General features: G+C 58.6%; 23 protein-coding genes and 1 riboswitch. Of the genes, 16 read left to right on the top strand and 7 right to left on the bottom strand.

Annotated features, from left to right (window positions below):
• Positions 1 to 89: 89 nt before the first annotated feature.
• A complete protein-coding gene (gene glnT / locus FO268_RS04680; RefSeq protein WP_150990255.1) occupies positions 90 to 1,448 on the top strand; it encodes a type III glutamate--ammonia ligase in 1,359 nt (452 codons plus the stop codon).
• Between the two features lie 178 nt (positions 1,449 to 1,626).
• Here glnT and FO268_RS04675 read toward each other — a convergent pair whose 3' ends face one another.
• The 5 genes from FO268_RS04675 to FO268_RS04655 all read right to left on the bottom strand — a co-directional run bounded on the left by FO268_RS04675 (position 1,627) and on the right by FO268_RS04655 (position 8,616).
• Complete coding sequence (locus FO268_RS04675; RefSeq protein ID WP_150990253.1) at positions 1,627 to 2,238, bottom strand: TetR family transcriptional regulator; 612 nt, start codon at positions 2,236 to 2,238, stop codon at positions 1,627 to 1,629.
• A 223-nt stretch (positions 2,239 to 2,461) separates the two neighbouring features.
• Positions 2,462 to 3,529 (bottom strand): putative urea ABC transporter substrate-binding protein, encoded by a 1,068-nt coding sequence (locus FO268_RS04670; RefSeq protein ID WP_150990251.1) that lies wholly within the window; start codon positions 3,527 to 3,529, stop codon positions 2,462 to 2,464.
• Positions 3,530 to 3,595: 66 nt separating this feature from the next.
• A complete protein-coding gene (gene uca, locus FO268_RS04665; protein WP_150990249.1) occupies positions 3,596 to 7,240 on the bottom strand; it encodes an urea carboxylase in 3,645 nt (1,214 codons plus the stop codon).
• Entirely contained in the window at positions 7,231 to 7,869 is a 639-nt protein-coding gene (locus FO268_RS04660) for an urea amidolyase associated protein UAAP2 (RefSeq protein ID WP_150990247.1), read from the bottom strand. The genes uca and FO268_RS04660 overlap by 10 nt, the downstream gene beginning before the upstream one ends.
• A gap of 12 nt (positions 7,870 to 7,881) precedes the next feature.
• On the bottom strand, positions 7,882 to 8,616 hold the full coding sequence (locus FO268_RS04655; protein WP_150990244.1) for an urea amidolyase associated protein UAAP1: 735 nt from the start codon (positions 8,614 to 8,616) through the stop codon (positions 7,882 to 7,884).
• A 57-nt stretch (positions 8,617 to 8,673) separates the two neighbouring features.
• Positions 8,674 to 8,797: riboswitch (guanidine-I (ykkC/yxkD leader) on the bottom strand.
• Positions 8,798 to 9,164: 367 nt separating this feature from the next.
• Here FO268_RS04655 and exaC point away from each other — a divergent pair.
• The 12 genes from exaC to FO268_RS04595 all read left to right on the top strand — a co-directional run bounded on the left by exaC (position 9,165) and on the right by FO268_RS04595 (position 21,342).
• Positions 9,165 to 10,685 carry an acetaldehyde dehydrogenase ExaC gene (exaC, locus tag FO268_RS04650; protein ID WP_150990242.1) on the top strand — a complete coding sequence of 507 codons (1,521 nt, stop codon included), beginning with the start codon at positions 9,165 to 9,167 and terminating at the stop codon, positions 10,683 to 10,685.
• Between the two features lie 336 nt (positions 10,686 to 11,021).
• Positions 11,022 to 11,093 carry a pyrroloquinoline quinone precursor peptide PqqA gene (pqqA, locus tag FO268_RS04645; RefSeq protein ID WP_007153157.1) on the top strand — a complete coding sequence of 24 codons (72 nt, stop codon included), beginning with the start codon at positions 11,022 to 11,024 and terminating at the stop codon, positions 11,091 to 11,093.
• A 52-nt stretch (positions 11,094 to 11,145) separates the two neighbouring features.
• On the top strand, positions 11,146 to 12,075 hold the full coding sequence (gene pqqB / locus FO268_RS04640) for a pyrroloquinoline quinone biosynthesis protein PqqB (protein ID WP_150990241.1): 930 nt from the start codon (positions 11,146 to 11,148) through the stop codon (positions 12,073 to 12,075).
• A complete protein-coding gene (pqqC, locus tag FO268_RS04635) occupies positions 12,072 to 12,827 on the top strand; it encodes a pyrroloquinoline-quinone synthase PqqC (RefSeq protein WP_150990239.1) in 756 nt (251 codons plus the stop codon). The genes pqqB and pqqC overlap by 4 nt, the downstream gene beginning before the upstream one ends.
• Entirely contained in the window at positions 12,824 to 13,102 is a 279-nt protein-coding gene (pqqD, locus tag FO268_RS04630; RefSeq protein WP_404802908.1) for a pyrroloquinoline quinone biosynthesis peptide chaperone PqqD, read from the top strand. Before pqqC ends, pqqD begins: the two co-directional genes overlap by 4 nt.
• A gap of 14 nt (positions 13,103 to 13,116) precedes the next feature.
• Entirely contained in the window at positions 13,117 to 14,253 is a 1,137-nt protein-coding gene (gene pqqE, locus FO268_RS04625) for a pyrroloquinoline quinone biosynthesis protein PqqE (RefSeq protein WP_150991662.1), read from the top strand.
• Between the two features lie 256 nt (positions 14,254 to 14,509).
• Positions 14,510 to 16,129 carry an alpha/beta hydrolase family protein gene (locus FO268_RS04620; RefSeq protein WP_225316499.1) on the top strand — a complete coding sequence of 540 codons (1,620 nt, stop codon included), beginning with the start codon at positions 14,510 to 14,512 and terminating at the stop codon, positions 16,127 to 16,129.
• A 50-nt stretch (positions 16,130 to 16,179) separates the two neighbouring features.
• The gene (gene ercA, locus FO268_RS04615) at positions 16,180 to 17,343 is read left to right on the top strand and encodes an alcohol dehydrogenase-like regulatory protein ErcA (protein ID WP_150990235.1); all 1,164 of its coding nucleotides are present in this window, start codon (positions 16,180 to 16,182) and stop codon (positions 17,341 to 17,343) included.
• Complete coding sequence (locus FO268_RS04610; RefSeq protein WP_150990233.1) at positions 17,327 to 19,078, top strand: PAS domain-containing hybrid sensor histidine kinase/response regulator; 1,752 nt, start codon at positions 17,327 to 17,329, stop codon at positions 19,076 to 19,078. The genes ercA and FO268_RS04610 overlap by 17 nt, the downstream gene beginning before the upstream one ends.
• Before the next feature lie 49 nt (positions 19,079 to 19,127).
• Positions 19,128 to 19,412, top strand: a complete 285-nt coding sequence (locus tag FO268_RS04605) for a hypothetical protein (RefSeq protein ID WP_150990231.1) — start codon at positions 19,128 to 19,130, stop codon at positions 19,410 to 19,412.
• Positions 19,413 to 19,439: 27 nt separating this feature from the next.
• The gene (locus tag FO268_RS04600; protein WP_150990229.1) at positions 19,440 to 20,816 is read left to right on the top strand and encodes a class II fumarate hydratase; all 1,377 of its coding nucleotides are present in this window, start codon (positions 19,440 to 19,442) and stop codon (positions 20,814 to 20,816) included.
• A gap of 43 nt (positions 20,817 to 20,859) precedes the next feature.
• The gene (locus FO268_RS04595; protein WP_150990227.1) at positions 20,860 to 21,342 is read left to right on the top strand and encodes a CDP-archaeol synthase; all 483 of its coding nucleotides are present in this window, start codon (positions 20,860 to 20,862) and stop codon (positions 21,340 to 21,342) included.
• 9 nt (positions 21,343 to 21,351) lie between these two features.
• Here the strand turns inward: FO268_RS04595 and FO268_RS04590 are convergent, their stop codons facing one another.
• On the bottom strand, positions 21,352 to 22,326 hold the full coding sequence (locus FO268_RS04590) for a metallophosphoesterase (protein ID WP_150990225.1): 975 nt from the start codon (positions 22,324 to 22,326) through the stop codon (positions 21,352 to 21,354).
• A 144-nt stretch (positions 22,327 to 22,470) separates the two neighbouring features.
• On the opposite strand from FO268_RS04590, the gene chrA reads away from it, so the two are divergent.
• From chrA to msrB, 3 genes are all read left to right on the top strand, one after another.
• A complete protein-coding gene (chrA, locus tag FO268_RS04585) occupies positions 22,471 to 23,664 on the top strand; it encodes a chromate efflux transporter (RefSeq protein WP_150990223.1) in 1,194 nt (397 codons plus the stop codon).
• 95 nt (positions 23,665 to 23,759) lie between these two features.
• Complete coding sequence (gene msrA, locus FO268_RS04580) at positions 23,760 to 24,407, top strand: peptide-methionine (S)-S-oxide reductase MsrA (protein WP_150990221.1); 648 nt, start codon at positions 23,760 to 23,762, stop codon at positions 24,405 to 24,407.
• 10 nt (positions 24,408 to 24,417) lie between these two features.
• On the top strand, positions 24,418 to 24,846 hold the full coding sequence (msrB, locus tag FO268_RS04575; RefSeq protein WP_150990219.1) for a peptide-methionine (R)-S-oxide reductase MsrB: 429 nt from the start codon (positions 24,418 to 24,420) through the stop codon (positions 24,844 to 24,846).
• 42 nt (positions 24,847 to 24,888) lie between these two features.
• Here the strand turns inward: msrB and FO268_RS04570 are convergent, their stop codons facing one another.
• A complete protein-coding gene (locus FO268_RS04570; protein ID WP_191966830.1) occupies positions 24,889 to 25,860 on the bottom strand; it encodes a calcium/sodium antiporter in 972 nt (323 codons plus the stop codon).
• Positions 25,861 to 26,095: the final 235 nt, after the last annotated feature.

Genomic DNA, 26,095 nt, shown 5'->3' with positions numbered 1-26,095 from the left:
ACCCTTGCTGCGAAATTATACATACACGCTGGCATGTATGTTGAATGGCAAAGCTGTAGAAAGAAACGTGCCAGAAAAGAGGAAACAAGATGACTGACCTGACCAATACCCAGGCCCTGAAACAGAAGCTCGAAGATGCCGGCGTCAAGTACGCCATGGCCAGTTACGTGGATATTCATGGCATCAGCAAAGGCAAGTTTGTACCCGTTGCCCACCTTGGCCAGATGATGGAAGGCTCCGAGTTATACACCGGGGCTGCCCTGGACGGCGTTCCCCAGGACATCTCCGACGACGAAGTGGCAGCGATGCCGGATGCCGGTGGCGTCGCCATCTGCCCCTGGAACCGAAAGCTAGCGTGGTTTCCTGGAAACCTCTACCTCAACGGAAAACCATTTGAAGCCTGTTCCCGCAATATTTTCCGTCGCCAACTGGATTCGGCTGCGGGCATGGGCTACCGCTTCAATCTGGGCATTGAAACGGAGTTCTTCCTGCTCCGTGAGACCGAGGATGGTGGTTTCGCCCCGCTGAGTGATCGCGACAACCTGGGCAAGCCCTGCTACGACCCACGCACTCTGATGGATAACCTGCCCATTGTGGATGAGTTGGTGGACGCCATGAATGAACTGGGGTGGGATGTCTATTCCTTCGACCACGAAGACGCCAACGGCCAGTTCGAAACCGACTTCAAGTACGCCGACGGTCTGACCATGGCCGACCGCCTGGTGTTCTTCCGCATGATGGCCAACGAAATCGCCCGCAAGCACGGGGCCTTTGCCAGTTTCATGCCCAAACCATTTGGTGACCGAACCGGCAGCGGCGCCCACTACAATATGTCTTTGGCAGACATCAAAACCGGCAAGAACCTGTTCGAGCCTGACGGCGATGACCTGCATGACTGTGGCATCAGCAAGATCGCCTACCATTTCACGGCCGGTGTGTTGAAACATGGTGCGGCCATCAGTGCGGTGATTGCCCCGACGGTTAACAGCTATAAGCGTCTGGTGCGCCAGGGCAGCATGTCTGGCTCTACCTGGGCACCCGTGTTCATGTGCTACGGCTCCAACAATCGCACCAACATGATCCGCATCCCCGGTATGGGCGGCCGCATTGAGTGCCGCGCCGCCGATATCGCCTGCAACCCCTACCTCGGCAGCGCCCTGATCCTGGCCGCCGGCCTGGAAGGCATCCGTGAGGGCCTCGATGCGGGCGCTCCCCACCACGAAAACATGTACAACTACAGCGACGCGGAAATCGCCGAGCGCGGCATTGAATACCTGCCGCGTAACCTGGGTGAGGCGGTGGAGGCTTTCGAGACAGATCCGCTGGCCAAAGAGGTGTTTGGCGAGGCAATGTTCAACAGCTTTGTGGAGTACAAGAAAGGAGAGTGGGAGAGCTATCAGAACCACGTGTCTGAGTGGGAGGTGGAGCGTTATCTGAAGATGTTCTGAGCATCTGATCCATTAATGCCTGTGTTTGCCGACCGCGCCGGCGGATGGGAACCCTTTCAGGGGCACGCTGTGAATACGTCCGTGTACGCTTGACGAAAACATCCCTGTTTTCGACATCCCCTGAAAGGGTTCACATCCGCCAGCGCTACCATGCAGTTGCCTGCAACGCTCTCTTTCGCTACTTCTTCCCGAGCAATGCCCAGAACTGCCGCTGAAAAAACGGGGTTTCCCGTTTAAGTGAAAACAGTTTTGGCGCAAACAGCCACGTCTGGGTAATGCCCATTAAATAGGTGTAACTTAGCAAGCCCAGGTCTTTGGGGTCTTCTTCCGTTGTGATCAAACCTTGCTCAACCGCCTGCCCCACCAAATCCCGGAACAACCCGATAATCGACTTCGTCAGCGCCCGCTCCCGCTTCAGCGTGCGGCTCATGGCATCGGTCAGTTCGGTCTTGTTCAACAGAATCTCGAAGGACTGTCGGTATTGCCTGTTATTAGCCAGCAAACCCAGCCATTGTTCGATAAACCGGTCCATTGCCGCAATTGGCGTCTCCCGCATACCTGCGCATTCAGCTACCAACGCTTCCAACGGTTCCTGGGAATAGGCTAGTACCGCTTCGTAGAGGTCATCCTTATTCTGAAAATGCCAGTAAATCGGCCCACGGCTGCAACCAGCTTCTTTGGCAATACGGCTCAGCGTAGTGAGGGAATAACCATCCCGACTGAACAGTGTTAACGCAGCTTCCAGAACTGTCTGGCGGGTCTTCTCAGCATCTTCCTTGGTACGACGCATTGGTAGAATTCTCTCCGGTTTGCACTTGCGTTCGGGGTTGGGGGCGGATGGTCTCTCCAAAACTGTACGGAGCCATGGATGGCGGAGTCCAAGCGTCACACGGATGTGCCGAAGGAGCGTGTTTTGGAGAGACCATCCGCCCCCAACCATGCTCCAAAGCCAACAAAAAAGGGCACGAGTAATCGTGCCCTCAGCTATCCATCAAGGCAAGCAATGACCAGACTCAGATCTCTTCGTCAGCAGCCATCTGCATGTAGCTGTCGTTAAACCGAAGCTTCACATTGTCCGAGTCACCCATAACGGAACCATCGGGGAATTCGATGCCGACAAAGTCTGGACTCTGGGCACCCTGGCCAAGCAAGCCCTTGTCGAACGAGAACTGGCGAACGCTGTCCATCGCCTCCCGGGCCTCGTCACTGCGGATGAACTCCACCGAATTGGCCGGCTCCCAGAACATCTTCATACCCGCCAGCTGCATTTCATAACCTTTCTGGTCCGTGCCGGAGATCTCGCCCAGCATAGCTCGGGCTTCCTGGCCCTCCTCGCTGTCAGACTTGAGGATGCTCATGGTTTCATACCAGGCGCCCACCAAAGCCTTGCCCAGTTTCGGATTGTCTTCCAGAGTCTCGGTGTTTACCAGTGTCAGGTCCTTGATGTGGCCGGGAATCTGGCTGGAATCAAACAGCGGTGTGGTACCCGGCATGGCAGACACTTCCGTCAGCAGCGGGTTCCAGGTGGCCACATGGCGCACATCGTCGGTTTGGAAGGCAGAGACCAGATCGGCGTCGGAAATGTTCACCACGCTGATATCCCGTTCTTCCAGACCAACGGTGTCGAGCGCCCGCACCAGCAGGTAATGGGATACCGACAGCTCAACCAGGTGCACGGTTTCGCCCTCCAGATCCTCGATGGACTCTGCGTCTTTCGAGACCAGTCCGTCGTTGGCGTTGGAATAGTCGCCCACGATCAGCGCGGTGGTATCCAGGCCTGACGCTGCCGGAATCGACAGGCCGTCCATGCTGGTGGCCACCACGCCATCGAACTGGCCGGCGGTGTACTGGTTGATGGATTCGATGTAGTCGTTCACCTGCACGATATCCACTTCAATATCGTACTTGTCCGCCCACTTTTTCATGATGCCGCTGTCTTCGGCGTACTGCCAGGGCACCCAGCCGGCGTAGATAGTCCAGGCAATGCTGAAGGCATCTTTTTCCTCGGCGAGTGCGCCCATGGACAGGGAGGCGGTTAGCAGGCCGGCTGCCAGACGTTTGCTCAGGTCAGATGTTTTCATGGTGTCTCTCCTCGGGCCGTGCCCGTGTTGGTAGATTTGGATTTTTGGTATCAGGATTGTTGGCAATCATTGGCTGATCTCTTCCACGATCACCACCGGGGTGCCCGGTGAAACCGCCTGGCCCGCTTCCCGGCGCACATCCACCACGCGGCCGGTAACCGGGCTGAGAAGTTCTATTTCCATTTTCATGGACTCAATCACCGCCACCGGTCGCTGGGCCTCGATGGTGTCGCCTGGTTTCACCAGGCATTCCCAAAGGTTGCCTGCCACGTGGCTTTCCACTGCGTGCTGGCCGTCAGGTAGGTTGGCGATGTCATCGTCACCGGTGTCCTGGATGAGCGCTTCGGAACTGAAATTGATCTGGCCGGATTCGATCCAGCGCTGCAGCTCCTCATCGAAAGCCTGCTTTCGTTTATCAGTGAAGGTCTGGATCTCATCGTTGTTTTCCGAAAGAAACCGCTCGTAGTCCTTCAGGTTGAAGCGGGTTTGCTCGACCTTGATCGGGTAGTCACCGTTGGGAAAGTCCCGACGAATCTGCTGCAGCTCTTCCGCGCTCACCTCGTAGAAACGCACCTGGTCGAAGAACCTCAGCAGCCAGGGCTTGCCTGGCTCGAAGAAGTCGGTGGTGCGGTAACGGTTCCACATCTGCAGGGTGCGACCGACAAACTGGTAGCCGCCTGGGCCTTCCATGCCATAGATGCACAGATAGGCGCCGCCGATGCCCACGGAGTTTTCCGCGGTCCAGGTGCGGGCAGGGTTGTACTTGGTGGTGACCAGCCGGTGGCGGGGGTCGAGCGGCGTGGCCACCGGGGCGCCGAGGTAGACGTCACCAAGGCCCATTACCAGATAGCTCGCGTCGAAGACGATCTTTTTCACCTCTTCGATGCTGTCCAGCCCGTTGATGCGACGGATGAATTCCAGGTTGCTCGGGCACCAGGGGGCGTCCTTGCGCACCGACTGCATGTATTTGGCAATGGCGGTCTGGCAGGCCTCATCGTCCCAGGACAGGGGCAGGTGTACGATGCGTGCTGGCACGTCCCATTCGGGCTGCTTTTCAAGTTCCTTTTCGGCACTGATCAGCAGGTCCAGCAGGGTGCGCTGGCTGAGCTTCTGGCTGTCGTAATGCATCTGCAGGGAGCGAATGCCCGGTGTCAGTTCCAGAATGGCGTCGTGGTTCCGTTCCCGCAGCCACAGCATCAGGGCGTGGGCGCGGAAGCGCAGGCGGATATCCAGTTCCATGGGGCCGTATTCCACCAGCACGTAGTTGTCGCCGGCGGCACGGTAGACCACGCGGGTTTCATGTTCTGTGTTGCTGAGCGAATCAAGAATCGGGGTTTCCGGTTTGATGGGCGTGATACGGGCGGTGGCAGGCGTCAGCGTCGCCACGGAGTCGTCCAGCGCTTCCCGCAGGGCAACCGCCTGATCCTGGCTGACCGGTACAAACCGCACCTTGTCACCGGCTTTGAGCTGGCCCAGTTTCCAGAGATCGGCGCTGATGACTGTGACCGGGCAGACGAAGCCCCCAAGACTGGGGCCATCGGGGCCGAGAATCACCGGCATATCACCAGTGAAATCCACGGTGCCTACCGCATAAGCGTTGTCGTGAATGTTGGAAGGGTGCATGCCGGCCTCGCCGCCATCACTGCGGGCCCATTCCGGTTTCGGGCCAATCAGTCGAACGCCGGTGCGGCTGGAGTTGTAGTGGATCTCCCATTCGCTGGCGAAGAAAGTATCGATGTCCTGACCGGTGAAATAGTCCGGCGCCCCGTGGGGGCCATAGGTCACGTGGAGCTTCCAGGTTCTGCCAATGGCCGGTTTCAGTTCGTTGGGCAGGGTAGTGGCAGTAACCGGTCTGGCGTCGCCCAACGCCAGCACATCCCCGGCCCGTAGAGCGCGGCCGCAGTGGCCCCCGAACTGCCCCAGGGTAAACGTGCTGCAGGAGGTGAGGTATTCCGGGCAGTCCAGTCCACCACCGAACAGCACATAGGCCCGGGCACCATCGCCGGTGGTGGCGCCGAGCTTCAGGGTGGCGCCGGCGGGCACGTCAATCACCTGCCAGAAACCCACCGGCTCATCGTTCAGGGTGGCGTTCAGCGGTGCGCCGGTGAGCACAATCTGGGTGGCCCGATTAAAGCTGAGCACCGGCCCCTTGAGGGTGATTTCCAGGCCCGGTGCTTTTTCCGGGTTGCCCAGCAGCCGGTTACCGAGCCGGAACGAGTAGCTGTCGAAAGGGCCGGAGGGCGGCACACCGATGTCCCAATAGCCGATCCGCCCGGGGTAATCCTGGATGGTGGTCATCGTGCCGCCACTGAGCACGTCCACGGTGGCTGGCTGGTAATCGAATTCATTGAGGGTGTGGGTGAACAGGCGGCCTTCCACGAAACGCGGGTCATCCAGCACCTGGCGCACGTACTTGAGGTTGGTCTCGATGCCATAGAGCTGGCTGTCGTTGAGGGCTTGCATCAGCCGCTGACGGGCCGATTCCCGATCGGGCTGGTGCACAATCACTTTGGCGAGCATAGGGTCGTACAGGGGCGACACTTCCGTGCCGGGCTGAATCCAGGTGTCGATGCGAAGGCCGTCTTCGTCCGGCCATGCCACGTTGGTGAGCAGGCCGGCCCCGGGCTGGAAATCCTTGTTGGGATCCTCGGCATAGATCCGCGCCTGAATGGCATGTCCGGAAGCAGTGAGGTTGTCACTCAGCCCTTTCAGATCCGGCAGGGTGCCGGCCCCGAGTTCCACCATCCAGCGCACCAGGTCCACGCCGTAAACCTTTTCAGTCACGCCGTGCTCCACCTGTAAGCGGGTATTTACTTCCAGGAAGTAGAACTCGGTGGTGTCCGGGTCGTAGATGAATTCCACGGTGCCGGCACTGCGGTAGGCGATGCTTTCACCCAGCTGGCGGGCGGTGGCATGCATGCGGGTGCGCACATCGTCGGTCAGACCCGGTGCGGGCGCTTCTTCAATGACCTTCTGGTTGCGGCGCTGGGCGGAACAATCCCGCTCGCCCAGGGCAGCGACGCGGCCTTTGCCGTCGCCGAAAAGCTGCACTTCAATATGGCGGGCATGCTCCACGAATTTCTCGAGAAACACGCCATCGTTGCTGAAGTTGTTCTGGCTCAGCCGCTGCACCGATTCGAAGGTCTTGCCCAGATCCTCGGCGCTGTAACAGCGGGACATGCCAATGCCACCACCGCCGGCAGTGCTTTTCAGCATTACCGGATAGCCGATTGACTCAGCTGCCTGTATCGCTTCGTCCAGACCCGTCAGCAGGCCGGTGCCGGGTAACAGTGGTACGCCAGCTTCCTCGGCCAGGGCCCGGGCGGTGTGTTTGAGACCGAACTGTTCCATCTGTTCCGGTGTGGGGCCAAGAAACACCACACCTTCGGCATCGCAGCGGCGGGCAAAATCCGCGTTCTCGCTGAGAAAGCCATAGCCCGGATGGATGGCGCCTGCCCCGCTTTTGCGGACTATCTCGAACAGCTTGTCCTGATCCAGGTAGGTGGCTGCGGCTGAGCCCTCACCCAGGGAGTAAGATTCGTCGGCCTGTCGCACATGCAACGAGTCTGCGTCGGCTTCGGCGTAGACCGCCACAGAAGTGATGTCCATCTCGCGCAGGGTACGGATCACCCGGCAGGCAATGGCCCCGCGATTGGCGATCAGGACTTTGTCGATCGTGTTGAAAGTGTTGAGAGTGCCGCTCAGTTCCATACCAGCACCTCGATCGGTGTGGGGTTCCAGCCGTTGCACGGGTTATTCAGCTGCGGGCAGTTGGAGATCATCACCAGCACGTCCATCTTCGCCTCCAGCTCCACGTATTTGCCGGCATCGGAAATGCCATCGGCGAAGGTCAAACCGCCGTCAGCGGTGACCGGCACGTTCATAAAGAAGTTGATGTTGTGGGTGATGTCCCGCTTCGTCATGCCCAGCTCTTCATTCTCGGTCACCGCCACCAGCCAGCTGTCCCGGCAGGCGTGCATGCATTTTTTCTCAAGGGCATAACGGGTGGTGTTGCTTTCTGCCGCGCAGGCGCCACCCAGGGTGTCGTGGCGACCGCAGGTATCGGCAGTGATCTCCAGCATCACGTTATTTTCCGACGACATCAGCCTGGAGCCGGCGGTCAGGTACACGTTGCCTTGCTCGCGGATGGTGTCCACGGCGCTGTAACGCTCGGTGGGGTTGTGGGCGTTGTAGAACAGGGTGTCGGCGGCCTGGTTGCCTTCCAGATCCAGGATGCGGACGGTCTCGCCGGCCTTCACCACTTTCAGGAAATACTCGCCTGCCGGCACGATTTCGCGGGAGGCGGCGTTGTCGGGTTTCAATGTGCTTTGCTTGATCATGTCCGGCCTCCGTTACTGGAACAGGTGATACAGGGCGGTGTTGGCAAAGGCGCGAGTGGCCTCCGGTGACGAGAGCTTGCAAGGATCGGCATCGGTAACGGGAGTGGCCCTGAAAAGCTGGTACCTCACGGGATGGCTAGGATACTCGCTGGCCGGGTTCATCGGGTGCGGGCAGGTGTGGAGCACCACAATGGTGTCCATCTCGAAACGCAGGTCAACGGTGGCGCCGGCGTGGGACGCATCGCTGACAAGAGACATGTTGCCCTCGTCATCAGTCTTTACCTTGCTGAACCAGTTCAGGTTGGCAGTCAGGTCTTTCTTGCCCAGGCCATACTTGGCCAGCTCATTCAGAAAGCTGCTGAACCCGTTTCGATGGTAGTGGTTGTGGGCTTGCTGATAGGTCTTTTTACCCCACCGCTTCTCGACAAGTTCGGCATTGCAGGTGCCGCCAACGGTATCGTGCCAGCCCATGTCGTCACGCACGATGGAGGCAAACACCCGGCCCATATCCGAAAGCAGTACATGGCCCCGGGTAAGCTTGAAGGTATGCTGGTTTTTCAGGGTGTCCGGCATGTTGTACCGCTCGAGAGGATTCTCGGGGTTGTACATCAACATGCCGACGTTGGCGCCGCCGGTTTCATCAATCAGACGCAGCACATGGCCACGGCGCATGATGAAAGACCAGTGGGATCCGCCGGGAATCAGATCGTCGTATAGGGGGGCTGTGCTATTGAGAGAGTCGAGCATCGCCTTTTCCTTCTGGTACGGGGTTCAAAGAAACGAGAGACGTCAGTCACTGAACGATCCTCCCGGGCTTTTGTCCCGCCGTGTAACCTTGGAAAAGGTCGTCAACTCTCGGACCAGTCACCTGTTTTGTCTCGCTTTGCATCACTACGAGGAACAGGCCGGAACCCTAGTTGAACTATTTGTCAGATTGTCGCGCTTTGATGGTGGTTTCAGTAACCGACTTCTCGCTGCGTAATACGGGTACTGCAGAGACTATGCCAATTATTAACCGTCTGGTTTCGTTGATGTTTTATGTTGGCGGCTAAACATGCTTGCTTCCTGTCAGGGCATACGCACTGTTTCTGTGCGCCAGTGAGGGATTTTACGGTGCAGAATTTAATCAGGGAGGTTTGGCCAGTAGTGGCGCGGCTTTGATGTCATCTACTACTAAGGAACGAGTTTTTCACCTCCATCGAATCATTCACCTATCCGGCGCTGGGGTCTACATTGATTGGGTAAACGCGAAAGGCCGCGTTGCCCTTCGACAAACACAACAAGAGGTCGAGACCATGATCTACGCACAACCAGGAAAGGAAGGCTCCGTCGTCTCCTTCAAACCCCGTTATGAAAATTTTATTGGTGGTGAGTGGGTCGCTCCCGCCAAGGGCCAGTATTTTGAAAACATCACCCCGGTTACCGGTGACGTGATCTGTGAGATTCCGCGTTCCACTGCCGAAGATATCGAGCTGGCGCTGGACGCCGCCCATAAGGCCGCGCCGGCCTGGGGCAAAACGTCTACCACCGAGCGTTCCAACATTCTGCTGAAAATTGCCGACCGCATTGAGCAGAACATCGAGATGCTCGCGGTTGCTGAAACCTGGGACAACGGTAAGGCAGTGCGTGAAACTGTTAACGCCGACCTGCCGCTGGCAGTGGATCACTTCCGCTATTTCGCCGGGTGTATCCGTGCCCAGGAAGACACCTCCAGTGCCATCGACAACAACACCGTGGCGTATCATTACAACGAGCCCCTGGGCGTTGTGGGCCAGATCATCCCCTGGAACTTCCCGCTGTTGATGGCGGTCTGGAAACTGGCGCCCTGTCTGGCGGCGGGTAACTGCACCGTGATGAAGCCTGCCGAGCAGACGCCAGCCAGTATCCTGATCCTGATGGACCTTATTGGCGACCTGTTGCCACCGGGCGTGGTCAACATCGTCAACGGTTATGGCATCGAAGCCGGTCAGGCACTGGCCACCAGCAAGCGCATCGCCAAGATTGCGTTTACCGGCTCAACCCCTGTGGGTGCCCATATCCTCAAGTGTGCCGCCGAGAACATCATTCCCTCCACAGTGGAGCTGGGCGGCAAGTCCCCCAACATCTACTTCTCCGATGTCATGCAGGCCGAGCCGGAATTCATCGACAAGTGCGTGGAAGGCCTGGTACTGGCATTCTTCAACCAGGGTGAGGTGTGCACATGTCCATCCCGCGCCCTGATCCAGGAAGACATGTACGACGAATTCATGGCCAAGGTTATTGAACGCACCAAGGCTATCAAGCGTGGTAATCCGCTGGATACCGATGTGCAGGTAGGTGCCCAGGCCAGTAAAGAACAGTTCGACAAGATCATGTCCTATCTGGAAATCGGCAAACAGGAAGGTGCGGAAGTGCTGACCGGTGGTGGCCGCGAAGAGATGGAAGGCGAGTACAACAACGGCTTCTATGTTCAGCCTACGCTGCTGAAAGGCAAGAACGACATGCGTGTGTTCCAGGAAGAAATCTTCGGCCCGGTGGTGGGTGTGACCACCTTCAAGGACGAAGAAGAAGCCCTGGCTATTGCCAACGACACCGAGTTTGGTCTTGGGGCCGGCCTGTGGACCCGTGACATCAACCGAGCCTATCGCATGGGCCGTGCCATCCAGGCGGGCCGTGTATGGACCAACTGCTACCACCAGTATCCTGCCCACGCAGCTTTTGGTGGTTACAAGAAGTCCGGTGTTGGCCGTGAGAATCACAAGATGGCGCTGGATCATTACCAGCAGACCAAGAACTTGCTGGTCAGCTACGACATCAACCCGCTTGGCTTCTTCTGAGCCTGGCAAACCAATGACTGTTGTGCCCGGGCCTCTCCACACAGGCCCGGTAGCGAGTCCGCATAAGGATGTGCATTTTCTTCCCCGGTGACTGGCTGGGGGTACGTGGGTTTTCCTGCCATTGCTTTGGCCCTTCCCAGGGCCTTTTTTTGTTTTAGCTGCTGCACTTTTAAAGATGGTCCGAAAGGATGAATTGCTGCCCCCGCACCAGTCGAAAATCAGTGCCAAAGTACCATATTTGCTCCTCCTTAGACTGGGTAGGATTGAGTGTGAGTTACCGGAAAGCCGGCTAACGGATCCTGAATGCCACAACAATCATCACAAGAGGAAAGCATCATGTGGACCAAACCAGCTTATGAAGACCTGCGGATCGGTTTCGAAGTCACCATGTACTTCGCCAACCGTTAAATAGGATGGCCAGCCGATACGCGCTGGCCGTTTTGCTTCCGGAGTTCCCACCATGCAGATTCGTATCCTTGGTTCCGCAGCCGGAGGTGGCTTCCCCCAGTGGAACTGCAACTGCGCCAATTGTGATGGTTTCCGCAAGGGAACTCTGAACGCCAGAGCCCGTACCCAGTCGTCCATCGCCATCAGCGAGGACGGTGTCAGCTGGATTCTTTGCAACGCCTCCCCGGATATCCGTGCCCAACTGGCCTCTTTCGACGCCATGCAGCCGGCCCGTGCCTTGCGGGACACCGGTATCGGGGCGGTGCTGTTGATAGACAGCCAGGTGGATCACACCACCGGCTTGCTGATGCTGCGGGAGGGCCTGCCACTGGACGTGTGGTGTACCGGGCAGGTGCATGAAGATCTCAGCAGCGGGTTTCCACTATTCCGCATGCTTCAGCACTGGAACGGTGGCCCGCAATGGCGTGAAGTGCCGTGCACCGATCAGCAGTCCTTTACCATACCCTGCGCACCCTCTCTGCGTCTGACGGCCATTCCGCTGCTCAGTAACGCGCCACCGTATTCGCCACGCCGGAACAACCCGCATCCCGGTGACAACATTGGGCTGTTTATCGAAGACACCCGCAGTGGTGAAACCGTAATGTACGCTCCGGGGCTGGGTCAGCCCGATAAGCAGATTCTGCAATGGATGCGTAAGGCCGACACCCTGCTGGTGGACGGTACCGTGTGGCACGACGATGAAATGCTGCGTTGCGAAGTGGGCACCCGTACCGGCCAGGAAATGGGGCACCTGGCCCAGAGTGGCCCCGGTGGCATGATCGACGTGCTCGATACCATGCCGGCAAAGCGGAAGATTCTGATCCACATCAACAACACCAACCCCATTCTGAACGAGGACTCGCCGGAACGGGCTGTGCTGGCAAAGCACGGTATCGAAGTGTCCTTCGACGGAATGCACCTGGATAGGGCGGTGCACTCATGAATGCTATCGCAACCCCGGTGATGAACCGGCAGGATTTCGAGCAGGCCCTGCGGGCCAAAGGCCGGTATTACCACATACACCATCCGTACCATAAAGCCATGTATGGCGGTGACTGTACGCCGGAGCAGATCCGTGGCTGGGTGGCCAATCGTTACTACTACCAGATCAACATTCCCCGCAAGGACGCCGCCATCATGGCCAACTGCCCGGATGCGGCCGTGCGCAGGTTATGGTTGCAGCGGGTTCTCGACCATGATGGCCACAGTGACGACGAGGGCGGTATCGAAGCCTGGCTCTGCCTGGCGGAAGCGGTAGGACTTACCCGCGAGGAAGTGATCGACCAGCGCCATGTGCTGCCCGGTGTGCGCTTTGCGGTGGACGCCTACCTGAACTTCGCCCGACGGGCTACCTGGCAGGAAGCGGCCTGTTCGTCACTGACGGAACTGTTCGCGCCGGAGATTCACCAGTCCCGACTGGACAGCTGGCCGCAGCATTATCCCTGGATCAAGGCCGACGGTTACTCCTATTTCCGCAAGCGGCTGGCAGAGGCCCGCCGGGATGTAGAGCACGGCCTCAGCATTACGCTGGATCATTTCACGACAGCGGCACAGCAGGCCCGTGCGCTGGAAATTCTGCAATTCAAACTGGATATCTTATGGTCGATGTTGGATGCCCTGACTATGGCTTATCAGCACCAGACGCCACCGTATCATACCGTCACCGACCAGCCAGTGTGGCACCGGGGGCTGTGATGGCGGTGGGCATGAAGCGGATACCGAAACTGCGCCCGGGTTTCCGCTTTCAGTGGGAGCCTGCCCAAAATGCATATGTCTTGCTGTATCCGGAGGGGATGGTGCGGTTGAATGACAGCGCCGGCGCCGTGCTCAAAGAGGTGGACGGTCAACGCAATGTGGCAGACATCGTGGCACTCCTGGAGCAGCAGTTTCCCGATGCAGGCTCTCTGTCGGAGGACGTCAGCGACTTCCTCAAAGATGCCGAACAGCAACACTGGATACTGTTCACGTGAGCGGCCACCACGCCATGCCTGCCGGTGATCGCCCCGGTATCGGCCCGCCACTGTGGCTGCTGGCGGAGCTGACCTACCGATGTCCGCTGCAGTGCCCCTACTGCTCCAACCCCCTGGATTTTGCCCAGACTCAGCAGGAACTGACCACCGAGGAGTGGGTGCGGGTACTGCGCCAGGGGCGTGAGATGGGCGCGGCCCAGTTGGGCTTCTCCGGTGGCGAGCCGCTGGTGCGTCAGGACCTGCCCGAACTGATTGCCGAGGCACGGCAACTGGGGTACTACACTAACCTGATCACCTCGGGGCTTGGACTGACGGCAACCAAGGTGAACGCCTTCCGGGATGCCGGGCTGGACCACATTCAGGTGAGTTTCCAGGCTTCGGACCCGGAGCTGAACAACGCGGTTGCCGGTTCCCGCAAGGCTTATGACCAGAAGCTGGCCATGGCTCGGGCGGTGAAAGAAGCGGGCTATCCCATGGTGCTCAACTTCGTCATCCACCGCCACAACATCCACCAGATGGAGGATATTATCAGCCTCTGCGAACGGCTGGGTGCGGATTATGTGGAACTGGCCACCTGCCAGTATTACGGCTGGGCTTTTGAAAACCGGGAAGGGCTGATGCCGTCCAAGGCGCAACTTGAGAAGGCCGAAGCGGAAGTGAACAGTTACCGCAAACGCCTCACGTCCAGCGGCTCGGCTATGAAGCTGATCTTTGTCACCCCGGATTATTACGAAGAACGCCCCAAGGCCTGTATGAACGGCTGGGGCAGCCTGTTCCTGACCGTGGCCCCGGATGGCACCGCCTTGCCCTGCCATAGCGCAAGGCTGCTGCCCATCGAATTTCCCAATATCCGCGAATCCTCGCTACACTCCATCTGGTACGACAGCCCGGGCTTCAACCATTACCGGGGCGATAGCTGGATGCCGGAGCCCTGCCGTTCCTGCGATGAAAAGGACAAGGACTTCGGCGGCTGCCGCTGCCAGGCCTACCTGCTGACCGGCAATGCCGACAACGCCGACCCGGTATGCGGCAAATCGCCCCACCACGACCGCATCCTCGCCGCCCGCAAGGCGGCGGACCACGCCACCGCCGGGCTGGAGGAGCTGACCTATCGCAACGCCGACAACTCCCGGTTGTTCTTCCGGGGCTGATACGCCAGACGAAAATATCTTCTCGCCGCTTTCTGCAGAGCAGGCCTCTACTGCGTTTGTCCAGCGGGGAGCGCTGACTGTCTCCCGGGCGGGTGTTTTCTGGCTGGAGTTTGACCCTGCCACCGGCAACAACCTGCTCAGAAAGGTAAACGGAGAGGCCGCTCACCCGGTAACGCGCCCGGAGTTCGGTCTTCGCAGCGAGGTTAATGGTTACGGTGGCGGTGCATTATGTGCCGGGCCGGACGCCCTGTTTGCGGTGGCCGCTTCAGGGCAGCAGATCCACCGAATTGACCCGCGCACAGGGGCCTCCGACGCCTTGACCCGGGACCCGGATGCCAGCTTCGGCGGACTGGTGTGGGATGACGCCCATCACCGTGTTCTGGCGGTAAGAGAAAGTGCGGGGCGCCAGCAACTGGTGGCCGTACAGGGCGACAACAAAGTTCTGCGTCTGCATGAGAGTGAGGATTTTTACAGCGCCCCGGCAATATCCGCCAGTAGTGCGCGCATTGCGTGGGTATCCTGGTCGCTGCCGGACATGCCGTGGGTGAGTTCTGTTTTGTGGACGGCGGATGTGGATGTCGATGGCACACTGGTCGGGGCTCGTTGTTTGCCGACGCCCACAGGCGGCAGCGTCCAGCAGCCTGTGTTCGATGGCGAGGTGCTGCACGTGCTGTCAGATCACGAAGGCTGGTGGCAGCCCTGGCTGGTGTCACTCACAACAGGACAGTTCAGATGGACCTGTCTCGACGCGACAGCTGCGGATCACGCCAGTGCTCCCTGGCAGTTGGGTGAGCGTCATCACTGGCCGCTGGGGCAGGGAGGCTGGGCCCGGGTGCGCTACGTTTCCGGAAGGGGGGAGCTATGGCTAACGCTGTCTGCTGACTCCCCAGCGGTTAGGGTCGCCACGGGCTACACCGACTTTCGCCACCTTACGGCCTTCGACGACAAGCTTTATTGCATCGCCCGCTCGGCTTCCCGGCTCGATTCAGTACTGGCAGTGAATCTTCAAACCGGCCATGCCCGCACGCTGGCCGGGGGCGAAGCCCCGTTCCCTGATTCACCCATCGTCACCCCTGACATCTTTCAGATTCCGCCATCGAAGGATGTGCATGACGAGGTAACAGGGTTCTGGTACCCGCCCATCGAGGGCTGGTCGGAAGCAGAGCCTCCGCCATTAATCCTGATCGCCCATGGTGGCCCCACATCGACTGCATGGCCGGTATTCAATCCCCAGATCCAGTTCTGGTGCCATCACGGGTTTGCCGTAGCGGAGGTCAATTATCGCGGCAGCGCGGGGTTCGGCCGGGATTTCCGTCTGGCACTGGCCGGCCACTGGGGCCGGGCTGACGTGGAGGATATGGAACGGGCGGCAGATCATCTGGTGGCCACTGCCCAGGCTGATGCCAGTCGGTTGTTTATCCAGGGCCGTAGCTCCGGAGGATATACCGCACTGATGGCCATGACCCGCAGTGCGCGCTTCCGGGCCGGGGCCAGTCTGTTCGGGGTGAGCGATCCTGCCCACCTGCGGGAGGTGACACACCGCTTTGAGTCGGGCTACCTGGACTGGCTGCTGGGGTCCCCGCGGGATTTTCCCGAACGCTGGCAGGCGCGTACACCTATACTGCAGGCCCATCGGATTCGCCGGCCAATGATCTTTTTCCAGGGCGGGCAGGACAGGGTGGTGGTGCCGGAACAGACCCGGGCCATGGTACGTGTGCTTGAGCAAAACCGGCAGTGCGTTGAGCTCTGGTGGTTCGAGGAAGAAGGGCATGGTTTCCGCCACCGGGACAATCAGATCTCGTTGCTGGAGAACCTGCTGGCGTTCTATCAGAAGTATGGCCGAAAGTGCGATGATGGCGGTGAGCAGTTCAGGTAAACTTGAACTTGATATAACAACAACAGACAGCATCGCTGAAGAGAAGGCTCATGAGCTACGACATATCTGCTCTGCGCAAGTTTGTTTCCCCCGAGATCGTCTTTGGTGCCGGCTCACGCAAGGCGGTGGCCAACTTTGCCAGCAACTTCGGCGCCCGCCATGTGTTCCTGGTGTCAGACCCCGGCGTGGAAAAAGCCGGCTGGGTTGCGGAAATCGTGGATATCCTGGTGGCAGCGGGCATTCGCGTTACCGTGTTTACCGGGGTGTCGCCCAATCCCAAAGTGGATGAAGTGATGGCAGGCGCGGAGCTATACCGGTCCAGCGAGTGTGACGTGATCGTCGCCATTGGTGGTGGCAGCCCCATGGATTGCGCCAAGGGTATCGGTATTGTCAGCGCCCACGGCCGGAATATCCTTGAGTTCGAGGGTGTCGATACCATCACCTCGCCGTCTCCACCGATGATCCTGATTCCGACTACGGCCGGTACATCCGCTGATGTGTCCCAGTTTGCGATCATTTCCGACCCCAATCGGCGCTTCAAATTCTCTATTATCAGCAAGGCAGTGGTGCCGGATGTGTCGTTGATTGACCCGGAAGTGACGGAAACCATGGACGCCTACCTGACTGCGTGCACCGGTGTCGATGCCCTGGTGCATGCCATCGAGGCTTTCGTCTCCACCGGAAGCGGGCCGCTTACCGACACCAACGCACTGGAGGCAATCCGACTGATTAACCGCAATCTGGAACCGCTGGTGCGCAACACCGCTGACGTCCATCTGCGGGAGCAGATCATGCTGGCGTCCATGCAGGCCGGGCTGGCGTTTTCGAATGCCATTCTGGGAGCCGTCCATGCAATGTCCCACAGCCTGGGTGGCTTCCTTGATTTGCCCCACGGACTTTGTAACGCGTTACTGTTGGAACACGTGGTGGCCTACAACTACACCTCTGCCGAGGACCGCTTCAAACGGGTCGCCGAGGCCATGGATATTGATACCCGCGGCATGTCGAAACCGGTGATCAAACAGCGCCTGATGGAGCGGATCATCACCCTGAAGCGCACGGTTGGGCTGGAAGCCAAGCTGGCAAAGCTGGGCGTGACTACATCCGATATTCCCTATCTGTCCGGTTTCGCTCTGCAGGATCCCTGCATCCTGACCAACCCTCGCAAGTCCTCGCGCCGCGATGTCGAAGTTGTTTATGAAGAAGCCCTCTGATTCCAGTGACGCCGAATACGATATTGGTGACCTGCTGGGTCTAGGCAGCCAGTCGGTGCGCAAGAACTATTACCCGGCGCTCCAGGATCGGATAGAGGAACTTGAGAAGGAGCGCAACCGGTACAAATGGCTCTTCGAAAATGCCCTGCACGGTATCTTTCAGGCCAACCTCCGGGGCGGCTTTGTAGCTGCCAATCCTGCGATGGCCCGTATTTGCGGTTATGACAGTGCCGAAGACCTGATTGCGCGTGTCATCCGTCTGCGGGAACAGCTGTTCTGCAGTTCCGGGGATTTTGATGATATCCGTCAGGAGTTGCTGGACCACGGCAGCCTCAGCGCCAGGGAAACCAGGTTAAGGCGCTCTGACAACACACCCGTGCATGTTGCCATTACGTTGCTGAGGCGCCCCGATCTTGGTCCGGAAGTGGTGGAAGCATTTGTTGCAGACATAACCGAACGCCATCAGGCCAGGGAAAAGCTGCGCCAGCTTAATGCCGATCTGGAACGCCGGGTCGAGGAACGCACCGACGAACTGCAGAACGCCAACGTGGTCTTGCGCTACCAGATTGAGCAGCGGGAAAAAGTAGAGCAGGAGCTGGTGGTCGCGATAGATGCCGCGCGGCAGGCCAATGAAAGCAAGGACAAGTATCTGGCGGCGGCCAGCCACGACCTGCTCCAGCCCCTGAATGCCGCCCGCTTGCTGGTCTCCGCCCTGATGGACAGTAACCTGCCGGAGGACGAAAACCGGCTGGTGCACCGGGTCCAGCGCTCACTGGAAAGCGCCGAAGACCTGCTGGCGGATCTGCTGGACATCTCCAAGCTGGATCAGAAAGCCATGCAGCCGGATTATGTCCACACAGACATTGGTGAACTGATGCGTGGCCTGGCCCAGGAATTCGAGCCCCTGGCCGAGAACGCAGACCTGAATTTTCGACTGCGGGCAGGCGCCGGCAGCGTCTGCACCGATCCGCGAATGCTGACACGTATTCTCAGGAACCTGTTGAGCAACGCCTTTCGTTACACCACCGAGGGCGGGATCCTGTTTGCTGCCCGCAAGCGGGGCCCAAACCTGGAAATCGGAGTGTGGGACACGGGTGTGGGAATCGAACAGGAAAAGCTCGAGGACATTTTCCGGGAGTTCCACCAGATATTGCCCAAAGGGGGCGGCCGTCAGGGCGTTGGCCTGGGATTGGCGATTGTTGATCGCATGGCGAGAGTGCTTGGTTGCGACATCCGGGTGGAGTCCAGCTATGGAAAGGGCTCCTGTTTCAGCGTCCTGCTGCCTGTGAGCACTGTTCTGGAAGCGCCGGCCGGGCAACGTAAAACGGAAGTGCCGGTACCCGCCACCCTCTCCTTTGATCGGCTGCGTGTTCTGGTAATCGATAATGAAGAGCCGGTGCGGGAAAGCATGCGGGCGGTACTGGAACGTTGGGGGTGCCGGGTGGCGACCGCGGGAAGCGCGACCGAAGCCATTGACCAGGGCCACGACGCCGACATCATCCTTGCGGATTTCCACCTGGATAACAATCTCACAGGATGTGAAGCGATTTATGCGGTTCGGCGGCACTTTGACCGGGATATTCCCGCTGCGGTCATTACCGCCGACCGCAGTGATGATACCCGGCGTCTGATCACTTCCCAATATCTGCCCATTCTTAACAAGCCGGTTAAGCCCAACCGCCTGAGGGCCCTGGTAACCAGCCTGGCCACATCTCTGAACCCCGATCGGAAATGACGGTCTACACTCTATTCTGTCAACGCTTGTTTTGTCAGGAGAGAGAGTTATGTCTGTTCCCGAAAATGCCCTTACCAACCACGAAGTGACCGTTTGCCTCTCCGGTGGCGCTGTACTTGGACCGTTCAATGCCACCTGGTCCAGGGATGAGGGGGGCGACGTACGAGAGCTCGTACGGGAGTATGACGGCTACCTGCAGGGAGAAAAGCAGCATCGTTTCAAGTTTTACCTTCACGACACCTACACCAATACGGTCCACACGCTGATTCTGAATTTTGATCAGGTTACCGGCATTTGCGACCATGTGAGGTTGAAGTCCCCGATCAACGAATAGTCTAGTCTGGTTCATAAGGAGAGTGTCATGACCATATTCAGGACGGAAAAAGACAGCCTGGGCGAAGTCCGTGTTCCCGAAGAGGCCCTGTGGGGCGCCCAGACCCAGAGAGCCGTGGAAAACTTCCCGGTCAGTGGCCTGCCGATGCCCCCGGCGTTCATCGCCGCTGTTGTTCGGGTAAAGCAGGCGGCCGCCGATGCCAATGCCAGCCTCGGGCTTCTGGACAACGAGGTGCGTGACGCTATCGTGGCGGCAGGCAACCGCATACTGAATGGCGACTGCGCCGACCAGTTCCCCATTGATCGTTACCAGACCGGGTCTGGCACCAGCACCAATATGAATGTGAACGAGGTGATCGCGGCGCTGGCGGCACAGGAAGGTGTCGAAATCCACCCCAACGATCACGTCAACATGAGCCAGAGCTCCAATGACGTCATCCCGACTGCCATCCATATCAGTGCACTTACCGGTGTTCACGAACGGCTGCTGCCGGTACTAAGCCATCTGTGCGGTATTATCTATGAGCGGGAGGCGATGTTTTCAGAGCAGGTCAAAACCGGCCGTACCCACCTGATGGATGCCATGCCGGTCACTCTGGGCCAGGAATTGCGAACCTGGCGGGAGCAGTTGCTGGCTACAGAGAAGCGACTGGCCGCTGCAGCTGACGATTTGCTTCTGGTTCCCCAGGGTGGAACCGCGGTAGGCACCGGTGTGAACGCGTTGCACGAGTTTCCGGAACAGTTCGTCAAGTTTCTGAAATCCAACACCAGCTACCATTTCCACTCGCTGGAGCACAAGTTTGTCGGCCAGAGTGCGGTTGATGCGCCCGTGGCGCTGTCGTCCCAGCTCAGGGGCCTGGCGATTGTGCTCACCAAAATTGCCAATGATCTGCGCTGGATGAACAGCGGGCCTATCCATGGCCTGGCAGAAATCAGCCTGCCGGCGCTGCAGCCAGGCAGCAGCATCATGCCCGGAAAGGTTAACCCGGTGATACCGGAGTCGGTGGCCATGGTGGGTGCCCAGGTTATGGGCATGGACAGCAGCATTGCCATTGCGGGGCAATCCGGCAACTTCCAGCTGAATGTGATGTTGCCCCTGGTGGGCGCCAACCTGCTGGACATGATTGAACTGCTGACTAACGCCTCCACCATCCTCGGCGAGAAGGCTATCCGCGATTTCACAGTGAATGTTGAGCATCTGAACTCTGCAGTTGGCAAGAATCCGGTGCTGGTAACGGCGCTGAATCCCGAGATCGGTTACAGCCTTGCCTCTGATATTGCCAAGGAAGCCTATCAAAGCGGCCGGCCGGTGATTGACGTTGCGGAAGAGCGCAGTGGTCTTGGCCGCGACAGGCTGGAAGAGTTGATGGACCCGCTGAAACTGACCAAAGGCGGCGTGTCCTGAAAAGGCGACGTTCCCGGGCGACATCTGACAGAGGCTGAGCAGTTTGCTGATCTTTCTCGAGCTCTTCGTGATGCTGGTGCTGGCGAACGGGGCACCGGTGGTTGCCGCGCGGATACTCGGCCGACGCTGGTCTGCTCCCGTTGACGGGGGCAGGCTGTGGCGGGACGGTCGTCCGTTGCTGGGGGCCAGCAAAACCTGGCGAGGTATTATTTCCGGTACGCTCGCCTGCGGCCTGTTCGCCCTGGTGACCGGCATAGAACTGCTATTTGGCTTGTTGTTCGGATTGCTGGGGCTGATCGGCGATATGATGAGCAGCTTTACCAAGCGCCGTGCCGGGTTGGCTTCGAGTGCCCGGGCCATGGGGCTGGACCAGGTTCCCGAGGCGTTGTTGCCGATGATTCTGGCCTGGTACTGGCTGGAGTTGAGTGGGCTGGTTGTCCTCGGTGTTGTAGTGCTTTTTACCGTCTCCAATATAGTGCTGTCACCGCTGCTGTTCCGGCTGGGCATTCGTCATCAGCCCCACTGAGACGCATTGCTACTCCGGCCCGCCTGTAAGCGTATGCAAGGTGACCTCGGGCGGGCAGTTCAGGCGCACATTGACTACCGACGTGCCGGTGCCGGGGGAGGTATAGCCCTGCATGCCGTTACGGCGCCAGTAACCCCGGCCCAGTTCTCGTGGACAGTCGGAGTCCAGGGTGACGGGGATCCGGCCGGGCAGGCAGATCTGTCCGCCATGGGTATGGCCACACAGAAAAACGTCGTAGCCGGCATGGGCCGCTTCCCGCCAGATTTCGGGGGTGTGGCTGAGCAACACGCTGATGCCGCCGGCGGGGATTTCGTCGCCGGCCTTGTGCAGGTTGTGGACCTTGTAGAAGTGCGCATCATCCACGCCAGCCAGATACAGTTTGTCATCCCCTCGTTGCAGTATGGCGTGCTCGTTCATTAACAGGTGATACCCCATGTCTTCAAGGCCGGGCACCATGCGCACACTGTCGTGATTTCCCAATACGGCGTAGGCCTTCCCCTGAATGGCTCCCCGTAGTTTTGCCATGCCTTCCATTGCGTCCTCGATCGGCCCCCAGGTCCGGCGTCTGTAGTCACCTGTCAGTACGCACAGGTCGTACTCCAATGGCGCGATACGGTTAATCACCGCCTCCAGATTGGCTTCGTCCATGTCCACATGGAGGTCGGTCAGTTGTAGAATACGGTAACCTTCGAAAGCGGCGGGAAGGCCCTCGATGTGGAAGCGGTTGTGGACCGTGTCCAGACGGCGACTGTTGGCCTGTCCACGCCGGAACAGCCCAGCCAGTTTCAGGCAGGTACTGATAAACCGGGGCGCGGAGGTGATATTCTCGAGATGGAAGGAATGCCGGTCAGGACCGAACACCTTTGATTCTGCTTCCTGTTCGATTCCCAGGCGTTGTCGTGCGTGAACAGGACCAAGCCGGAGGCTCAGCCGATACTCCAGCAGCTCATCCTGATTTTCTGGTGTATGGGCCCGGGCGGTCATTGTCGATCCTGTTGGTTATTGAAATTGGTTCTGTCACGATCCGGTCAACCCGTCTCCTCATTATGGATGGGTATGGGAGTGATGCAACCGGAACGTCATAATGTTCCCTCATCTTAATTCACGCTGTTAAACACAGATAGTTCCATGTCCAGGGATGTCAGCGCAAAAAAAGAATATGCCGGGGCGTTACCGGCCTGGCACATATTTTTGCTGTTTCTGCGGCTTGGCCTGACCTCGTTCGGGGGGCCGGCCGCTCACCTGGGGTTCTTCCATGAAGAATTTGTAAAACGCCGTCGCTGGTTGTCGGATTCCGCCTATGGCGAAGTGGTGGCCCTGTGCCAGTTATTGCCCGGCCCTGCCTCCAGCCAGGTGGGGCTGACGATCGGCTTCCTGCAACGAGGCTACACTGGCGCGGCAGCGGCCTGGCTTGGTTTCACATTGCCATCGGCCATGCTGATGACACTGTTAGCCCTCGGGCTCGGCCTTTGGCCGGACGCAGGTGCTGGGGGCTGGGTCACCGGTCTCAAACTGTTTGTGGTGGCGGTTGTGGCCCAGGCTGTGTGGCAGATGGGCCGGAACCTGTGCCCGGACGGCCCCCGGTTATCCATTGCAGTGTTGGTGGCTGTCCTTTTGTTGACCGTGGGCGCAACCTGGATGCAGATTCTGGCCCTGCTGATCGCCGGGGTTGCTGGTGCGGCACTGAAACTGCCGCAGAAGCAGTCTGCGGAGGCGCTGACCATACCGGTGCAGACACGCCGTCCCATGGTTTTCTTTGCGGTGTTTGTTGTGCTGTTGGTTTTGGCATTTCTTCCCATGGCCCAGGGTTCCCTGGGCTGGGTCTGGGCAGAACTCTATCGTGCCGGCGCACTGGTGTTCGGTGGTGGCCACGTGGTATTGCCCTGGCTGCAGGAAGGCTTTGTTGCTACTGGAAATATGCCGGCGGACACCTTTCTGGCCGGTTACGGGGTGGCTCAGGCTATGCCGGGGCCGCTATTTTCCTTCTCGGCGTTTCTTGGCGGTATCGAAAATGGTTTGGCCGGTGCTGTCGTGGCAGTTATTGCGGTCTTTCTGCCTGGAACCTTGTTGGTATTTGCCGGTCTGCCATTGTGGTCCTATATTCGCAAGCATGAGCTGGTCCGCGCTGCACTCGCGGGCGTGAATGCAGGTGTTGTCGGATTGTTGCTGGCAGCGCTTTATGATCCGGTATGGACTTCTGCCGTAGATAGTTCCGGCGCATTGGCTTTTGTATTGCTGGCCTGGGTGAGCCTGGCTGTCTGGCGGGTGCCCGTCTGGATTCTGGCACCCGGAAGTGCTCTGGTGGGGCTGCTGCTTTTCTGATCAGCTTTGCAGGGGTAGATAAACCGGATCACTAAGGCCACACTTGAGCGTAATGTAAGTGCACAAACGGTAATGACTCTGAGGCAGACACTGATATGTCGACATCCTGCAATATTCCGGGCCTGAACGTTCCGAAAAGCCGTTTTCCCGACCCAGAACACGACTTGCCACCGGGAGAGTCCCGCGAGCAACACGTCGTGCTTGGTGGTGGCTGTTTCTGGTGTGTCGAGGCGGTTTTCCTGGCGGTGAATGGTGTTACCGGTGTCGAGTCAGGATATGCGGGCGGCAGCCCTGATACGGCGAATTATGAGGCGGTCTGCAGTGGCCAGACAGGCCACGCGGAAGTGGTTGACGTGCGGTATGATCCGCAAACGGTCAGCTTCGGGGAACTCCTCAAGGTCTTCCTGTCAGTGGCTCACGATCCGACTCAACTTGATCGGCAGGGGAACGACCGGGGCACTCAGTACCGTTCCGCGATCTTCTACGAGACTGAAGACCAGAAACGGGTGGCGGAAGCGTACCTCCGTCAACTGGATGCAGCCGGCATCTACGAGGACCCTGTGGTGACCCGCCTGGAACCACTGGAGGCATTTTACCCTGCCGAGTCATACCACCAGAACTTTGCGGCCCGCAATCCCTATCAGCCGTACATAATGGCAGTTGCGGCGCCAAAGATGGAAAAGCTTGTGGACACATTCGGTGACCGGCTCAAACCCGGTTATACCGGCAATGACATTGCCTGAGGAGGCTGCTATGGGCGTTTCTGCTGCAGGTTACGACCTGACACCGCTGACACCGGAACAAATCAATGAGAAGGCTGCCGGCCTCTCGGAAGAAGAGCGCCGGGTGTTGCTGGACCATGGCACCGAACGGCCCTTTTGTGGCACGTTGCTGGATAACAAGAACCCGGGCGTATATTACTGTCGGCTGTGTGAGTTGCCGTTGTTCAGCTCGGATTCCAAGTTTGATTCAGGCACTGGCTGGCCCAGCTTCTTCCAGCCTTTCGATACGGATCATATCCGCTACCTTGAAGACAGCAGCATGGGCATGACCCGCACAGAAATCCGCTGTCCTCGCTGCGATAGCCATCTGGGGCACGTCTTTCCCGATGGGCCACCACCCACAGGGCAGCGTTACTGCCTGAATTCCATTGCCATGGTATTCCGGGAAAACCAGGACTAGCGTGCTGGCGGGCAAACCAGATCGGTTCTGGTTTGCCGTGGCTCAGCGAATTACGGTAGACACCAGATAACTGGCGTAGCCAACGTACACCAGCAGAAGTATTAGGCCTTCGGGCCGAGTGATGAGCCTGGATTTACCAGCAAAGCCAAAACTCATCACCAGAAGGCCGATGGTGAGGGCTGTCATCAGGGTCCAGTCGCGGTACAGCACTTCCATGTCCACAGTCAGCGGCTCGATGCTCGCAGCCAGTCCGACCACAGCCAGGGTGTTGAAAATACCCGACCCGACAATGTTGCCGAGTATCAGGTCATGCTCGTTTTTCTTTACCGCAGCCAGAGCCGACGCCAGTTCCGGAAGTGAGGTGCCAATGGCGACAATCGTCAGGCCAATGATCAGGTCGCTGACGCCGAGGCTCTGGGCGATGTATACCGCTCCCCATACCAACATACGTGAGCTCACCAGTAGCAGTACCAGACCAACTGCCAGCCAGATCAGTGCAATTTTCAGCGGCATCGGGTGGGCGACAAGCTCTGCCTCGGTCTCGCCTGTCAACGAGTCCCCTTTACCCCGGATGCCCTGGTAGATGGACCAGCCCATTACGATGGCAAACACCCCCAGAAGCACCCAGCCATCAAGCCGGGTCAGTTCGCCATCGATCAACTGGTAGCCGGCGATAAGGGTCAGTATCAGCAGCAGCGGCAGTTCTTTCCGTATGACCTGTGAATGCACGGCGATGGGCGCGATGACGGCGGTAAGGCCCACGATTACGGCAATATTGGTGATATTCGAGCCATAGGCGTTACCCAGAGCCAGCCCCGGGTTGCCATCCAGAGCAGCCATGGCAGACACCGCCAGCTCTGGCGCCGAGGTGCCAAAGCCAATGATCACCATGCCTATCAGTAAAGATGGCATGCCAAGGTGTTTGGCGGTTGCTGCCGCACCTTCAATAAACCGGTCAGCACTCCACACAAGAAGAACCAGACCAGCAATGATTGCTGCAAATGCCAGTAACATAAAGTAGTCCTGATAATGAAAGCCGCCCGGTATGAGACTAAAGTGGCGGTGATATCGTCAACCTCAGGCGTAAGAATGGGCGCCGGGCGCGCGCATTTTATACGTTTGGCCTGCGATTGATAATCGCAATTTATTATCCGTTGAAAAAACGGGATAATCGCGCCACAAATTCAGAAAGTTCTTCTGCTGATCGTGGATGGGCTACAGGCTTTTAAACTAGCTAGGGTGATAACCA

The sequence above is a fragment of the Marinobacter denitrificans genome, assembly GCF_008795955.1.
Classification (GTDB): Bacteria; Pseudomonadota; Gammaproteobacteria; order Pseudomonadales; family Oleiphilaceae; genus Marinobacter; species Marinobacter denitrificans.
Note: the sequence above shows the minus strand (reverse complement) of the source record. Positions and strands in the feature narration are given on the sequence as shown.

Bases quoted from the DNA above. Each gene is read 5' to 3' on its own strand.
- pqqB (WP_150990241.1), top strand. From the start codon at position 11,146: ATGCAGATTCGTATCCTTGGTTCCGCAGCCGGAGGTGGCTTCCCCCAG.
- pqqE (WP_150991662.1), top strand. From the start codon at position 13,117: ATGCCTGCCGGTGATCGCCCCGGTATCGGCCCGCCACTGTGGCTGCTG.
- FO268_RS04605 (WP_150990231.1), top strand. From the start codon at position 19,128: ATGTCTGTTCCCGAAAATGCCCTTACCAACCACGAAGTGACCGTTTGC.
- ercA (WP_150990235.1), top strand. From the start codon at position 16,180: ATGAGCTACGACATATCTGCTCTGCGCAAGTTTGTTTCCCCCGAGATC.
- FO268_RS04670 (WP_150990251.1), bottom strand. From the start codon at position 3,529: ATGAAAACATCTGACCTGAGCAAACGTCTGGCAGCCGGCCTGCTAACC.
- FO268_RS04610 (WP_150990233.1), top strand. From the start codon at position 17,327: ATGAAGAAGCCCTCTGATTCCAGTGACGCCGAATACGATATTGGTGAC.
- glnT (WP_150990255.1), top strand. From the start codon at position 90: ATGACTGACCTGACCAATACCCAGGCCCTGAAACAGAAGCTCGAAGAT.
- msrB (WP_150990219.1), top strand. From the start codon at position 24,418: ATGGGCGTTTCTGCTGCAGGTTACGACCTGACACCGCTGACACCGGAA.
- FO268_RS04590 (WP_150990225.1), bottom strand. From the start codon at position 22,326: ATGACCGCCCGGGCCCATACACCAGAAAATCAGGATGAGCTGCTGGAG.
- FO268_RS04675 (WP_150990253.1), bottom strand. From the start codon at position 2,238: ATGCGTCGTACCAAGGAAGATGCTGAGAAGACCCGCCAGACAGTTCTG.
- FO268_RS04570 (WP_191966830.1), bottom strand. From the start codon at position 25,860: ATGTTACTGGCATTTGCAGCAATCATTGCTGGTCTGGTTCTTCTTGTG.
- uca (WP_150990249.1), bottom strand. From the start codon at position 7,240: ATGGAACTGAGCGGCACTCTCAACACTTTCAACACGATCGACAAAGTC.
- chrA (WP_150990223.1), top strand. From the start codon at position 22,471: ATGTCCAGGGATGTCAGCGCAAAAAAAGAATATGCCGGGGCGTTACCG.
- pqqC (WP_150990239.1), top strand. From the start codon at position 12,072: ATGAATGCTATCGCAACCCCGGTGATGAACCGGCAGGATTTCGAGCAG.
- FO268_RS04660 (WP_150990247.1), bottom strand. From the start codon at position 7,869: ATGATCAAGCAAAGCACATTGAAACCCGACAACGCCGCCTCCCGCGAA.
- FO268_RS04655 (WP_150990244.1), bottom strand. From the start codon at position 8,616: ATGCTCGACTCTCTCAATAGCACAGCCCCCCTATACGACGATCTGATT.
- exaC (WP_150990242.1), top strand. From the start codon at position 9,165: ATGATCTACGCACAACCAGGAAAGGAAGGCTCCGTCGTCTCCTTCAAA.
- FO268_RS04600 (WP_150990229.1), top strand. From the start codon at position 19,440: ATGACCATATTCAGGACGGAAAAAGACAGCCTGGGCGAAGTCCGTGTT.
- msrA (WP_150990221.1), top strand. From the start codon at position 23,760: ATGTCGACATCCTGCAATATTCCGGGCCTGAACGTTCCGAAAAGCCGT.